The organism is Caviibacter abscessus, from assembly GCF_001517835.1.
Taxonomy (GTDB): domain Bacteria; phylum Fusobacteriota; class Fusobacteriia; order Fusobacteriales; family Leptotrichiaceae; genus Caviibacter; species Caviibacter abscessus.
The window spans coordinates 118,816-134,164 of record NZ_LOQG01000011.1 but is presented as its reverse complement, the minus strand read 5'-3'; the positions used below and the strand labels follow the sequence as shown (position 1 = coordinate 134,164).

14 protein-coding genes are annotated in these 15,349 nt (G+C 26.5%); 9 read left to right on the top strand and 5 right to left on the bottom strand.

The genetic code is table 11. The features are described from left to right. Positions 1–5 precede the first annotated feature (5 nt). Both AWT63_RS02670 and AWT63_RS02665 read left to right on the top strand, forming a co-directional pair. Positions 6–3,077, top strand: a complete 3,072-nt coding sequence (locus AWT63_RS02670) for a PAAR-like protein (RefSeq protein ID WP_068268268.1) — start codon at positions 6–8, stop codon at positions 3,075–3,077. Positions 3,078–3,087: 10 nt separating this feature from the next. Further along, the gene (locus tag AWT63_RS02665; RefSeq protein WP_068268266.1) at positions 3,088–4,026 is read left to right on the top strand and encodes a hypothetical protein; all 939 of its coding nucleotides are present in this window, start codon (positions 3,088–3,090) and stop codon (positions 4,024–4,026) included. 43 nt (positions 4,027–4,069) lie between these two features. Here the strand turns inward: AWT63_RS02665 and AWT63_RS02660 are convergent, their stop codons facing one another. From AWT63_RS02660 to AWT63_RS02640, 5 genes are all read right to left on the bottom strand, one after another. Next, positions 4,070–5,509 (bottom strand): leucyl aminopeptidase, encoded by a 1,440-nt coding sequence (locus tag AWT63_RS02660; RefSeq protein ID WP_068268264.1) that lies wholly within the window; start codon positions 5,507–5,509, stop codon positions 4,070–4,072. Positions 5,510–5,529: 20 nt separating this feature from the next. Further along, positions 5,530–7,155, bottom strand: coding sequence for a Na/Pi cotransporter family protein (locus AWT63_RS02655; protein WP_068268262.1), 1,626 nt, complete (start codon positions 7,153–7,155; stop codon positions 5,530–5,532). 69 nt (positions 7,156–7,224) lie between these two features. Beyond that, on the bottom strand, positions 7,225–7,773 hold the full coding sequence (gene pth / locus AWT63_RS02650) for an aminoacyl-tRNA hydrolase (RefSeq protein ID WP_068268260.1): 549 nt from the start codon (positions 7,771–7,773) through the stop codon (positions 7,225–7,227). Between the two features lie 113 nt (positions 7,774–7,886). Then, positions 7,887–9,146 (bottom strand): L-serine ammonia-lyase, iron-sulfur-dependent, subunit alpha, encoded by a 1,260-nt coding sequence (locus AWT63_RS02645; protein WP_068268258.1) that lies wholly within the window; start codon positions 9,144–9,146, stop codon positions 7,887–7,889. Between the two features lie 11 nt (positions 9,147–9,157). Continuing rightward, positions 9,158–9,820, bottom strand: a complete 663-nt coding sequence (locus AWT63_RS02640; protein WP_068268256.1) for a putative ABC transporter permease — start codon at positions 9,818–9,820, stop codon at positions 9,158–9,160. A gap of 117 nt (positions 9,821–9,937) precedes the next feature. Between AWT63_RS02640 and AWT63_RS02635 the strand changes: the two genes are divergently transcribed. The 7 genes from AWT63_RS02635 to AWT63_RS02605 all read left to right on the top strand — a co-directional run bounded on the left by AWT63_RS02635 (position 9,938) and on the right by AWT63_RS02605 (position 15,185). Then, positions 9,938–10,681 (top strand): toxin-antitoxin system YwqK family antitoxin, encoded by a 744-nt coding sequence (locus AWT63_RS02635; protein WP_068268254.1) that lies wholly within the window; start codon positions 9,938–9,940, stop codon positions 10,679–10,681. A 90-nt stretch (positions 10,682–10,771) separates the two neighbouring features. Beyond that, on the top strand, positions 10,772–11,368 hold the full coding sequence (locus AWT63_RS02630; RefSeq protein WP_068268252.1) for a DUF6162 family protein: 597 nt from the start codon (positions 10,772–10,774) through the stop codon (positions 11,366–11,368). Between the two features lies 1 nt (position 11,369). Next, positions 11,370–12,239, top strand: coding sequence for a metal ABC transporter solute-binding protein, Zn/Mn family (locus AWT63_RS02625; protein ID WP_068268250.1), 870 nt, complete (start codon positions 11,370–11,372; stop codon positions 12,237–12,239). Between the two features lie 10 nt (positions 12,240–12,249). Beyond that, positions 12,250–12,942 (top strand): metal ABC transporter ATP-binding protein, encoded by a 693-nt coding sequence (locus AWT63_RS02620; protein WP_068268248.1) that lies wholly within the window; start codon positions 12,250–12,252, stop codon positions 12,940–12,942. 23 nt (positions 12,943–12,965) lie between these two features. After that, positions 12,966–13,859 carry a metal ABC transporter permease gene (locus AWT63_RS02615; RefSeq protein ID WP_068268379.1) on the top strand — a complete coding sequence of 298 codons (894 nt, stop codon included), beginning with the start codon at positions 12,966–12,968 and terminating at the stop codon, positions 13,857–13,859. A 3-nt stretch (positions 13,860–13,862) separates the two neighbouring features. Continuing rightward, positions 13,863–14,744, top strand: a complete 882-nt coding sequence (locus tag AWT63_RS02610) for a metal ABC transporter solute-binding protein, Zn/Mn family (protein ID WP_068268246.1) — start codon at positions 13,863–13,865, stop codon at positions 14,742–14,744. Between the two features lie 18 nt (positions 14,745–14,762). Then, complete coding sequence (locus AWT63_RS02605) at positions 14,763–15,185, top strand: hypothetical protein (RefSeq protein WP_068268244.1); 423 nt, start codon at positions 14,763–14,765, stop codon at positions 15,183–15,185. Positions 15,186–15,349 lie beyond the last annotated feature (164 nt).

Genomic DNA, 15,349 nt, shown 5'->3' with positions numbered 1-15,349 from the left:
ATATTATGCTTTTAAAAAAATTTGAAAATGAAAATATACCTAATGAAGTAAAAACGTTTTATGATGATTTGTCAATAAAGTACCTAAAATCAGAAGGATATGATTATGGGAAGGAAATTCAAGGACCTGTTATAGCAGAAAAAATTGGAAGATATTTGCTATCAAAAGAAAATATAAACTTAATTGATCCATCTATAGATTTAGGATTTTTAATTTATACTGGTGAAGGACATGAAAAACAAGATGAGCTTGTAATATATTATCATAAAAATATTTTATTACATGATTTAAAAGATATAATGGAACTACATAATAACTCTTTTTTTGATATTTCAGATATTCCATGCACTAATGGAAAAAAGACAATAACTAAAGAAGAAGTTTTAAAGAATTTAGAAAAAATAAATTATACACTTAATAATTTAATAAAAGTAACTCCGGCAGGAATTTTAATTGCATCACATATATTTGGTACAAGGAAAGTAAAAAAACTATTTAATAAAGAAAGTAATTTTTGTGATGAAAATAATATACCTATAAGTTATTTTATTGACGATAAAACTTATGATGTTGAATTTATAACTGGACAGCTTAAAGAAAATAAAGTTATACCGAAAGTTAATGAAAAAAATGAAAATGAAATAAATCTAGGTGAAAAATTTATAGGACAAAACAGCACAAATTTATTTGACCAACTAAAAAAATTTGCAAAAGACAATAAAATACTAGAAAAAATATTAGATAATTTAAAGACAAAAGATAATAAAGAAATAATTAAAAATGTTGAAAAAATAATAAATCCCAAATCTAATTCATATGTTGCAAAACCAAGTGAAAAGCTTAATATAATACTAAATGAAAAATTTGAAAATGAATATCAAGGTAATAAATTTAGAGAATATTTTGAAGATACAACAAATAAAACAATAGATGAAGAAAATAAAAATACATTTAATGAAGTTTTAAAAGCAAAGGAAAAATATGAACCAAAAAGCATAATAGAACAAAATGGATTTGATAAATATAGAAATTTTGGAGAAAATAAAATAACCACTTTTGAATATATATATGATGAATGTATGAAAAGTATAGACCCTCTTGATAAATTAGAAAAATTGCTTAGCTTTTTTACGTGTAAGTATCAAGATGAGAGTAAATTTAGTTTTGCAAAAAATATTACAGTTAAATTTTTCAAATCAAAATTAAAGAATAAGCTTATAGATAAAGTAAATGAGGTTACAGGAGCAAAACTACCAAAAGAAGAAATAAACTATATATCAAACTTTGGGATTTGTGATGTAGACGATATAAAATTTAATATAAAGCGTAAAAGTATGAATGATTATCCTAAAATAAAAGAATATAAATTTTTAAAAATGTTTAAAGAGCAAAATTTAGTTAAACGAAGTTTTGGAACTCACAGTAATGGAAAAAGGATATATAAGAGAGCAAGAAGATTTTTAGATAATTTACAATTAGCACTAATATTAAAAATGACTAATTTTAATAAAGATAATATTGATGGTCATGCTAAAAGGAGTACAAATATTGTAAATAATTATATTGTATTTTTTGATGAGTATTTAAGTGGTTACAGTTTTGATGATTATAAATGGTTTTATGACATAAAAAAAGAATTTAATGTAACAAATTTATTTATAAGATTATTAAAGACACATTTAGATTATAGAGATATTGCAATATCAAAATTATCTGATTTTATGTATGAACTAAAATATGAGACATATACAGATAATAAAAATATGGCAAATGACAAAAGTGAAATAAAAAAAATTTTTAAAACTAAAGACAGTCTCGAATATAATATGAGACTTAGAAACTCATATAATATAGCAGATTTTTATACATCATTTTATCAAAATAAAGATGAGGCTGAAACTGAAAAATTTGTATGTGAAGGAGCTAAAATAAGTTGTAGTTTTGCTCCAGATATAACAAATTTAATAGTTACCAAAAGTGAAAAGAAAATAAATGGTCTATATGTTGCGACAATAAATGATAAAAAAATTATTCCGTTTAAATCATGTAGTGTCAATAAAGTTTGTGTTGCAAAACTAAATAATTGGAAAAAGAAAAATAATATACTGATAGGAAATAACCCTGTTCTTATGAATACATCAACTTGTAACTGTTCTATTGGAGGATTATTAACTATAGTTGATAGTAATCAAAATATTGAAAGTATAAGAAAAATCGAAAAAAGAGATACTAAAAGAAAATTTATGATAACGGATTATAAGTCCATTAACCTTTTATATGATTTTACAAAAAAAGATTATTTTTCATCATTTGCATTTTATTTATATACAGATAAATTGTTTATAAATAATTTAGATGTTTATTATCTTAGAAAATTAAAAAGATTATTAAAACCTTCATTTGATGAGAAAAAGTTACAAAAAGAAGATGTTATTCCTGTAGTAGATACAAGCATTAATTCTATACTAAATGCTTATCCTATGGGGAAAATTTTAAAAGGTTATTATTATGGAAAAATAAGAAGTTTAAAAACAGGAGATAAATATATTGATATAGGTATGAGTTTATCAAAAGAAAGGAATTTTAATAATTTTTTTGATAAAGCTAAAAGGCAATTAGATGTAATATTTGCACCGTATAAATTACAAAGTTTTAAAAATGAAAAACCTTATTGGATGGATAAAGCCTTTGGTGAATATAATAAAAATTATAGTAGAGAAGGATTAAGAAAAGCAGTAATAAAGTATCATAAGTACGGTGGTGGAATAAATGCAGATATAAGAACTGCATGGTGTGCATCTTTTGTTAATTATATTTTAAATACTGGATTTCAATCTGCATCTTCTCAGGGTTTTTATACTCAAAAAGGAAAACAGTATTTTAATAAAATAAATGATGCTAAATATGGAGCAATTTTAGTTTTAAGAAATAAGAATAAGATAAGTGGACATTGCACATTTATTTTAAATGAAACTGATAAAGGATATTTTTGTCTTGGAGGTAACCAAGGAGGAAGAATAAAGAAGAGCTTTTATCCTAAAAATAGTAAATTTTATGGCATATTTTGGCCGAAATAGGAGAGAAAAAATGAAAAAATATTTAATATTTATAATGTTTCCTAGTTTTTTGTTAGCAGGAACAATTGATTATAATAGATTGTATGAAAGAAAAAAAGTATTTATGAAACTTAATGATACTCAAAAAGATTATAAAATGGAAAGTTTAATTTATGAAGCAGATATTTATGAAGGCATTATGGAGAATAAAACAAGTGGAGAAAATTATATTAATTTTTTAAATAATAAAAAAACTAAAAATATGTTTGCTAAAGTTTATGCTTATTCGTTTGGAAATAAAGAAAAATATTTTATTTCTTCTAAAATAGCTATAAATAAACCTTTTACTCTTTATGGAAATGAAGCAAATATTGGTGCAGTTTTAGGTTATAATCACCTAAATAATTTAAATGATGTAAGCAATGGAATTAGTATAGGTATAAATGCAGCATATACTGTTCCTGATTTAAAATTACAATTATTTACACAACATGAATTTAATTATAATTTTCAAAAGTTTGATGTAGGATTTAGTAATCATTATTTTGGTGTAAGCGGAGTTATTAATGCTCGTTTTTTACTTGGTAAAAAATTTTTTATTGAACCAAATGTTAATCTTGCCTATAACTATAACTTTAAAAGAAGTGTTTTAGATCAAAATAAAGATAAAATTACAATGATGCCTGCTATGAATATAACTGTTGGAGGTAGTGTAAAAATTGGATATAAGTTTGGAGAAAACCCAAAAGTTAAGTTATATGCTTCATATGGATTAAATAAAAAGCTTAATAATGTAAATAAGTATACAATATATGGAAAAGATGTAATTATGTCTAAAAATAATTATATGTCTCATTATTTTGATATAGGTTCAGATATTTTAATAAAAGATACTCATAAAATTTCATTGTCATTAGGAATATTAACTCAAGGATATAGAGGTGGAGCATCATATAAGTTTGAGTGGTAATAAAAAAAGCTGAGAAAATTTTTCTCAAGCTTTTTTATTTAAACTATAATTGACAAGTTGAATATGTTTTTTCAACTAATTTATATAATGTTTTAACATGTATTCCTGTTGCACCTTCAGGTAAATAACTATATGGTTTTGATAAGAATGCAGTACCTGCTATATCTAAATGAACCCAAGGTAAGTTATTTACGAATTCACCAACAAACATTCCGGCAGTTATAGTACCTGCAAGTCTTCCACCAGTATTTTTTATATCTGCAACTCTTGATTTGTTTTGTTTAGCAAATAATGGATCAATAGGTAATTGCCATATTTTTTCTCCAGCTTCAACAGAAGCAGCTTTTACTTCATCAAAGAACATTTGATTGTTAGTAACACTACCTGTATAAACTTCACCTAAAGCAATTAAGCAAGCACCTGTTAGTGTAGCAAGATCTATAATTCTTGTTGCTTTCATAACAGAAGCAGTATAGTAAACGGCATCAGCAAGAGTTAATCTTCCTTCAGCATCTGTGTTATCAACTTCTATTGATTTACCTGATAATGATCCTATTATATCTCCTGGTTTATAAGCATGACCTGAAACTGCATTTTCACAAGCAGCAACAACACCAACTACGTTAGCTTTCAGTTTTCCTTGTGCTATTGCACGTATTGAACCTATAACAGTTGCAGCTCCTCCCATATCACAGAACATAGTTTTCATACCATCACTAGGTTTTAATGAATAACCGCCTGAATCATAAGTTATACCTTTACCAACTAATCCAAGTTTTTCATCACTTTGACTATCTCCGTTATATTCCATAACTATAAGTCTAGGGTCATTATCTGAACCTTTACCAACTGATAAGAATGAAAGTAATCCCATTTCTTCAATTTGTTTTTTATCGTAAACACTAACTTTAACTCCTAAAGGGCTAAGTATGTCAACTGCATGTTTTGCAAGTGTTTCAGGATATATATAATTTGATGGTAAGTTTACTAGATCTCTTGTGATAAATATTGAATCAATTAAGATTTTTGCTTCATTAATACCTTCTTGAACCTTATGGTGTTTTGAAGGATCAGCAGTAGAAATATAGTTTACTGTAAGTTCAACTTTTTCCTCTTTATCTGACATAAATCTATCAAATTTATATTCAGCTTGCATAAGTCCTTCTGCAATTGCACTTGCTGTTTTCTTAACACATAAACCGTCAAATTTAGGTATTTCCATTTCAACTTCAGTTATTTTTTTTGCCATTAATTCTTTTGCTAATAAGAAAAATGCATCACGAGCTTTATCCAAAGTAAATTCTTCTTTTTTTCCTAAACCTAAAAATATAGCTTTTTCATAAGTGTTTACATATAATTCATTTAATTTAGCACTATAAAGTTTATTTTCTTTTAAGTGATTGAAAATATCACAAGTAACATTTTCAGTTTCAAATACTAAGTGAACGTAAAGTCCGCCTTTACCATTTAAATTAATTTTCATTTTGTTATTTTATCCTTTCTTTATAATTGATCGTTAATTACTTTTTCTACAATATTTCTAGCATGATCACAAATTCTTGTGAAATGGCTTATAGTATCAACGTAATATAAACCAGCTGTTATTTGACATTCTCCTTCATTCATTCTTGAAATGTGTTTTTTTCTGACTTTTTTCTCATACTCATAAATTCTATTGTGATAATCAAGGGCCTCAATAGCTTTGATTTTATCATTTTCAATTAATGCTTCATAAGTTAATGATAACATTTCTTTTGTTATTTTACTAAGCACAAGAACCTCAGATTTTGCATAATCTGAGAATATTAAAGATTTCTTTATTTGATAATTTACATCTTTAACTATTCCAAATGCGTGATCTCCTATTCTTTCAATATCACGTGTTATATCAAGTAATGCAGAACCTATTTCACCCTCTTTTACAGATAAGTGTTCTCTAAATATTTGAGTTATATATTTTGTTATTTCTTGATCTAATTGGTTTAATTCTTCTTCTTTTCTTTCAATTTTTGAGCTTAATTTTTCTTGTCTAGTTTGAAAAAATTCTGAAGCTAAATCAAAGTTTCTATTTGCTTTAGTAAGCATAACGCCTATTTCTTTTTTTGATTGTCCTAATGCAACCGAAGGAGCTTTATGTATTAATAAAGCATCAAGATATTCAGGCTTATATGTGATTTCTTCTTCAGTTATTGGGAATATCTTAGTAACTATATATGCAAGTCCTGCTATAAATGGAAACTGTATAATTGTATTTGCAACATTAAAGAATCCGTGAGCAAAAGCTATTGTCATTTTTGGTGGCAAACTGAAAAACGTTTGAATTAACATCGTAAATTTAGTAAACGGTGCTAGGAAAATTAAAAATATTATTGTTCCTATAATATTAAATAGCACATGTGTTAAAGCTACTCTTTTTGAAGCAGTTGAAGCTCCAATACAAGCAAGGATTGCTGTTATGGTAGTTCCTATATTGTCTCCGAATAAAACCGGAAGTGTTGCTTTTAATGTTATAAGGTTATCTGCGTATAAATTTTGAAGTATACTTATTGTTGCAGAAGAAGCTTGAATTAACATCGTAAGAACAGTACCTATAAATACTCCTAAAATAGAGTTGTTTCCAAGTTTTAACATTAAATCAGTAAACCAAGGTTCAGATTTAAGCGGAGACATTGCAGCAGCCATAAGGCTTAATGCGTAGAAAATTCCACCAAATCCATATAATATTCTTCCCATATTATTTAAAAATTGTTTTTTGGTAAAGAATAATAAAGCTGCCCCTATAAAAATTATTGGAAGAGCATATTTTGATAAATTAAAACCTATAATAAATGTTGTAAGAGTAGTACCTATATTAGCACCCATTATTATACCAATTGCTTGTCTTAATGTTAGTAAACCGGCTCCTACTAGGCCTACAGTTATTACAGTTGTTCCAGAACTTGATTGTATAAGAATTGTTACGAATATACCTGTAAGAACTCCTAAAAATGGGTTAGTTGTATATTTATCTAAAATGTATCTTAATTTTTCTCCAGCAGAAAGTTGTAGCCCATCACCCATGTATTTAATACTAAATAAGAATAATCCTAAACCACCTAAAAATTGGAAAAGAATTTGCCTATAGATCATTAAAGATTGACCTCCCTTTTGATTTTTATTTAAACATATTTTACACTATTTTTATTTTCTAATCTAGCACTATTTATTGTTGTATTTTGACATTATTTTTTCCGTAGTTGTACCATTTAATACATCTTTTATTAAATCAACGATATATTTTTTCTTTTCATTTAAAATATTCATTTCATCAGTGGTAAAGTTGCCCAATACATGATTTATTGCATTATTTTTTTTTGAGCCTATACCTATTCTAATTCTAACAAAATCTTTTCCGCAATGAGATATTATTGATTTTATTCCGTTATGTCCACCGGAACTGCCCTGTTTTCTAATTCTTATTTGACCTACTTCTAAATCCATATCATCGTATATGACATAAACATCTTCTATTTTTAATTTATAATATTTCATAAGCGATGCTATTGCTAAACCACTATCATTCATATATGTTAAAGGTTTTTGATAAAAAGCATTATCCGTTTTAATATATTCTGAATTAAAATCATTTTTAAAATTGTTTCCTAAATTTAGTGAAGACACAATTTCATCTAGGAATATAAAACCGATATTATGTCTTGTTTTTTTGTATTTTTCTCCGGGATTACCAAGACCTACAATTAATTTCATCATTACTCCTGTCTATTTATTTTTGTATGCTTATTATATCAAAAAAAATGGGGCTTGAATAGTTGAAAATAGATTTATTAAGTAAAAAAAGAGTATAAAATCTATACTCTAATTTAATCTAGAGGAGTTCCTCCAAATAGGCCTAATTCTTTTTGCTTTTGAAGTAATTTATCATAATATTTTGCAAGTCCGCCTTCAGAAGTTTCTCTATAAGCAGGACATAAATCTTTTCCTGTTTCTGCCATAGTTATTATTACATCATCAAAACTAATTAAATGATCTGAACCGACTGATAGAACATAATTTGCTGTATTTAAAGCTTTTACAGCAAAAACTGCATTTCTTTCAATGCAAGGAACTATAACATACCCGCCAATAGGATCACAAGTCATACCTAAGGCATGTTCCATACCACTTTCAGCAGCATATTCAATTTGATCTAAGTTACCACCTAAAAGATAGGTGGCCATAGCTGAAGCCATGGAACAAGCAGATCCTATTTCAGCTTGGCAACCGCCTTCAGCTCCTGAAACTGTTGCATTTTTTTTAATTAATGCACCTATTAATCCGGCTATAGCAAGACCTCTTAAAGCCTCTTGTTTTTTAATATTAAATTCTTCAACCATACTTATTAAAACAGCAGGAATTACTCCACAGGCTCCACAAGTAGGAGCAGTAACCACTTCTCCAGCACTCGCATTTTCTTCAGAAGTTGCAAGTGCATATGAAAAAACTTTTTTTGTTAAACTTAAAGATGCAGGAGCTATTAAAGATTGTTCGTACATGGTTTTAGCTTTTCTAGCATATCTTAATTTTGCAGGAAGAAGTCCGTCTTTTTGAATACCTCTTTTAATGCAGTTATACATAGCGTTGTATATACTTTCCAAATAGTCCCAAATATCAGAATCTTCATAGTATTCAACGTATTCCCAAAGTTTTTTATTATTTTCATTACACCAAGATATAATATCTTTTAATTTAAATAGTTCGTAAGGATCTTTTTCTTTTGGAGCCATTACAATTCCATCTTTCATTTCCCTTATACTTCCGCCACCGATTGAAAAAACTTCCCAAGATGCAAAGTCATTATCGTTTTCATCAATAGCTACAAACTTAAGATAATTTGTATGATAAGGGTGGACATATAAATGATTCCATAAAATGTCGGTATGTTTAGGTTTTAGTGTTTTTATAATTATCCAATCTGTCATATGTCCTTTTCCTGTTGCAGCAAGACTACCGTATAATTCTACACGATACTTAGAAGCATTAGGATACATATTCTTAAATTGTCTGGCAGCTCTTTCAGGCCCCATGGTGTGGGAACTTGAAGGACCGCAACCAATTTTAAAAACTTCTTTTAAACTTTCCATATTGTCCCTTTCTATTTAAAATTTTTAAAAATATCCTTTAATTTAGGATATGATTTCATAAGCCTTTTATATTTCTTTTCATACTGTATAGTAATGTCTGCTAAATTTTTACCTATTTCGTCAGAGACTACTCTAAATTTTTTACTTAATTTTTCAAGTTTTTTTCTGTCTTTTTTTAGACTGAATAATTTAAGTATTGAGATTAGAAAGTCAAAAAATACAACTAAAATTAACATTATTAGTAGGATATTACCTATTTTATTATTAAAAAAATTGACTAAAAATATAGTTTTAGGGTGAATAACATACATTAATATAAGGGCAGCAATTCCCCATAATAATGAAAATTTTAAACAAATATAACCACTTAAATTAAAATGTTCATTTGTATAATCCCACCATAATAATCCAAATATTTTCTTTAGTACAAAACCTGTAATATACTCAATTATAGATGTTATTACAACAGCTAAAGCATATAAAATAATTGGATTGTTTACTGTACCTTTTAAAAGATAAATAACAAAAACAGCACCAAAACCATAAATTGGGCAATATGCTCCATTTAAAAAGCCTCGGTTAATAAATTTTTTGTGCGTAAGTGCCTGATAAATAACTTCAATGCACCAACCTAAGAATGAGTAAATAATAAAATACCATATATATTCAAACATAATTAAAACCTCATTTATACTATAATATATGATAATTATAACCTAAGTTTTAATCGTTGTAAACAGAATATTTATGTGGTATACTTATTCTATAAAATGAATGGGGTGTGAGTTGTTATGACTTTTTTTGATATTTCAGGTAATGCTGTGCTAAATGGAGAATATAAAGAAATAAAAAAAGAAAAAGATGAAAATATATTTTTAAGTATATCTTCTTATGTAAATGGAATTTTATCGGGTCAAAGTAGAAAATTTGATAGAAGTGGAATACTTACAGCGATAATTACATATGAAAATGGTATTGAAATTGAAAAAAGAGAAAATGTTAATTCAAGTGGGTATGTTGAATATATAGAAGATGAAGTTACACAAAAAAGACAAGAAGGTAAGTATATAATTTACACAGAAGATGAAGTGAAAATAATAGAATACAAAAATAATAAGTTACAAGGTGAATATTATACTTATGTAATAGATAAAAATAATGATAAAGCAATACTTACAACAATGGGAACATATGATAACGGATACTTATATGGTATACAAACATATTTCAACTCTTTAGGTAAGGCTGTATTAATTGAAACTTATGAAAAGTATACAAATATTCCTACAAAAGCAACTTGGTTTGAATACTATCCCGGAACAGAGTCATTAAGATCTGAAAAAAATTATATAGGTAGCAAAATAAATGGAACAGTTACATATTATTATGAAAATGGTAAAATAAAGGAACAGTTAAATTATAAAAATGGGTTATTACATGGAGAAGCAACTAAATATGACGAAAATGGTGCTAAGACAGAGTACAAGTATGAATTCGGTTCTCGTGTATTAACTACGACACCAGATGTGTTATAAGGGGCAAATGCTCCTTTTTTTATTTTGATAATCAAATTTTTTATTGAAAAAAACAATCAAAGGTGATATGATTTTTTAACAGAATGGGTGGTGATTTTTATTAAAAATGAAATTATAGAACCAGCAAGTTCTAAAAAAGAGAATATGGCTATTTTAAGTATAATAATACTGTTAATATTATTTGCAGGAATACTTTTAAAATTTACAATTACTAAAAAGGAAAGTAAAAAAATAGAAAATACACAAATATTAAGTACAAGTTTGAATACTACTGAAAATACTATTTTTACTGAATTACAAATATTTGGCTCGGATTTTCAATCTATAATGGAAGAGTTCAAAGAGGCACCTACACCTGAATTTTTAGATAAAGAACAAGCATATCCACCATTTGTTAAAGATGCTTCATGGGAAGCAAAGGGAGAACATAAATGGTATATGTTTTTTAGTCCTAAAACTAATGAAATTTATTATTTAGGCATTAGTTTACATCGTTATGTTGCAGGAGATTTTGCAATAATTATTAATGTTAAAACAAACAAGTCAATTATTAAATATTCAAAAGATGAAATAAAAAATATAACAGGAAAAGAAAATGTTAGGGAAATATCTGAAAAAGTAAAGCTTATGAAAGAAATTATAGCTTACACTGGTGAAGATTTAATAAATGATGCGAAAGGAAAATAAAATGAAAAAGTATATATACATTCTGGTTTTAATGATTTTTAGCAATTTAAGTTTTTCAAAATTATCAGTAGGAATTACTTTAATACCGTACTATTCATATGTTGCTAATATAGTTGGCGATAAAATGAATGTAGTTCCGATAATACCTGAAAATATGGATGTTCATTCTTATAGACCTATAGCAAAAGATGTAAAAAAATTAGCAAATGTTGATATTTTAGTAGTAAATGGTATAGGACATGATGAGTTTATAAATCCTATGATTAACATAGTACAAAAACAAGGGAAAAAAATTAAAGTTATTAATGCAAATGCAAGAACAACAACTATGATTGCTGCTGGTCAAAAAAAAGCAGGGCTTAAAAATCCACATACATTTATATCAATCACACAAGCAATACAACAAATAGGTTATATTGCATCAAAATTAGGAGAAATTGATCCTGCAAATAAGGCGTTTTATATCAAAAATGCAAGAGCTTATGATAAAAAATTAAGAGAATTAAAAAGAGAAGCACTTGAAAAAGTTAAAGGTAAAGTTCATAATGTTAAAATAGCAACAACACATGCAGGTTATGATTATTTATTGGCTGAATTTGGACTAACAGTATCATCTGTTGTAGAACCTGCACATGGTCAAAATCCTTCAGCTGGAGATTTAAAAGTTATAATAGACAAAATTAAAAATAACAATATAAGTATATTGTTTGATGAAGATACAGGAAATCATAGAAATGCACAAATAATACAAAATGAAACAGGTATAAAAATAGCTTACTTATCTCATGCTACAAAAGGAAAATATACTAAAGATGCTTTTGAAAAATTTATGAAACAAAATTTAGAAAGTGTTGCTAATTCAATAAAATAAGGTGGAATATATGGTAAATGGAGTTCAGATAAAAATATGTAACTTGTTTTTAGAACTGGGAAGCACAAAAATATTAGAAAATATAAATATGACTATAAAAAAAGGTGAAATACATTGTTTAATAGGTCCTAACGGTGGAGGAAAAACTTCGCTTTTAAGATGTTTATTAGGACAAGTACCTTATGAAGGAGTCATACATCTTGAGTATGAAGATACTAAGATATTTGGATATGTTCCACAAGTACTAGAGTTTGAAAGAACTTTACCTATAACAGTTGAGGATTTTTTAGCAATATGTTATCAAAAGAAACCTTGTTTTCTTGGTGTTTCAAAAGATAAAAGAAAATATATAAATGAAATTTTAGATGAAGTCGGTTTACTTGATAAAAGAAAAAGACTTTTAGGAAATTTATCAGGTGGAGAGTTACAAAGATTATTGCTTGCACAAGCAATAAACCCAAGACCTAATTTATTAATACTTGATGAACCGTTTACAGGAATTGACAGTATTGGAGAGCAATATTTCTTAAATGTAATAAAAAAATTAAAACAGGAAGGTATAACTATACTTTGGATACATCATAATATTAAACAGGTGAAAGAAATGGCTGATACGGTAACTTGTATAAAAAAATCAATTCAGTTTACAGGAGACCCTGCAACTGAATTAACAGATGAAAAAATATTAAGCATATATGTTTAAAAGGGAGAATTATGTTTACAAATATATTAGATATGATTAGAAATTTTTTTATTAATTTAGCATATCAAGGGATATTACCTGATTATTTTAAATATGCTTTTGTTATAAATTCCCTTATATCAGCCTTATTTGTAGGTCCCATATTAGGGGGACTGGGGACTATGGTAGTAACTAAAAGAATGGCATTTTTTTCAGAATCAATAGGACATGCAGCCTTAACGGGTATAGCACTTGGAGTTTTATTAGGTGAACCATATGATTCTCCATATATAATGCTGTTTACGTATTGTATAATTTTTGGAATACTTATAAACTACACAAGAAATAGAACTAAGATGTCATCTGACACACTTATAGGTATTTTTTTATCAATATCAATATCACTTGGAGGAACTTTAATAATAGTTGTATCATCAAAAGTTAATTCACATATGTTAGAAAGTGTGCTTTTTGGTTCAATATTAACTGTTTCTGATAAAGATTTATTTGTTCTATTCATTACAACTATATTACTTTTAATAATTGTTATACCATATTTTAATCAGATGTTATTATCAAGTTTTAATAGTAATATAGCAGTTGTAAAAGGTGTTAAAGTTAAAATTATGGAATATTTATTTATTTCCCTTATAACTATTGTTACAGTTTCATCTATAAAAATAGTTGGAGCATCATTAGTTGAAGCCCTATTTTTAATACCAGCAGCTTCTGCAAAAAATTTATCAAAATCAATTAAAAGTTTTTTCTTTTACAGTATATTTTTTGCATTAATAAGCTGTATACTTGGAATATTATTGCCATTATACTTTGACATTACTATTCCGTCTGGTGGAGCTATAATATTGGTTGCATCTTTTATCTTCTTTATAACTGTAGTTATAAAAAATATAAATAAAAGATTTACGGAAGGAGTTTAATATATGAAAAAAATATTGATATTTTTTATGCTTGTATTTACTTCTATATTGTCTTATACTAAGACAGTAATAACAGGAACACAAGCAATGTATACATTTACATCAATGTTGACGAAAGATACTGATATTAAAGTAAAATCTCTTTTTGAAACTAATGCAAGTATGAGCTATGATCAAATACAGGCATTAAATAATGTTGATAAAAATGAATATAAAGATGTAGTAGCAGTTGTTGATTTACAAAGAGTTTGGGTTCGTGATTCATTATATGAATTTGCAAGACGTGAGAATATAAGAACAGTGGAAATAGATGGAAGTTATTCTTATCAAGATAACTCAAGTTTAGCACTTTTAATCAATAACTATAATTTTGGAACAGAAAAAGATCAAACTAATCCTTACGTATGGCTTGATTTGACAAATGCTTCAAAAATGATTCAAATTATAGGGCATGATTTAGCTAAAATTTTTCCTGAAGATGCTATAAAAATAAATGATAATTTGCAAAAAGCATTAACACAAATTGAAAAATTAGCACAAGAATATAACAGTATTAATACTTTAGATGGAGCTATTGTTCTATCGGAAGATTTAAATTATTTAGTAACATATTTAAACATTTATAGTACTTATGTTGATATTTCAACTTTAAATGTTAAAAATATTAAAAAGATAATGAAAGATACAGATTTGAAAGTATTTTTAACTGATAAAGCTTTAAAAAGAGAAATAGAAAATGAAATTAAGAAAAATGGTGGAACTGTAGTAGTTCTTAGAACAGGTAATTTACCTGTTGAAGATGAAAATGATGATGAATTAATGGCTAAAGACGGATTAATTCAAATCTACAATGATAATTTAACTAAACTAAAAAATATTAAATAGTTAAGAAGGAGAGAAAAAATGAAAAAAATATTATTGTTTTTAATGAGTGTTTTTACTTTTGTATTTGTTTATGCTCATGATCCAATTTTGACAGTTGAAGATTTAAAAAATGGAAAAATCTTAATTCAAGGTGGATTTTCAAATGGAGAATCAGCAGAAGATGTTGATTTATACATTCTAAAAGATAAACCTTATGGTGGATCTGAAGAAACATATGAAGGGAAATTAGTATTATTTAAAACAACTTTTGATAAAACTAATGAACTTGAAATACCAAAACCTAAAGCTTCAAAATATGTTATAGTTTTTGATGCAGGTCCTGGACACGTAAAAGAAGCAAGAGGTCCTAAATTAACAGATGAAGAAATGGCAAATTGGGAAAAATTAATGAAAGAAGAAAAAATCTTTAAAGAATTTAAAGAAAAAATGATGAGCAAATAAAATTTGATTATGCCTTTATGTTTAACATAAAGGTATTTTTTATTAACTAAATGATTATAAAAGAAAAGCAGAAAAAATAAGGGTAAATTATAAAAAAAGAGAATGAAAAAATAAAGAGGTTAATAAAAAACTAATGCATTAAAAAAAATATTATACAATAGTTT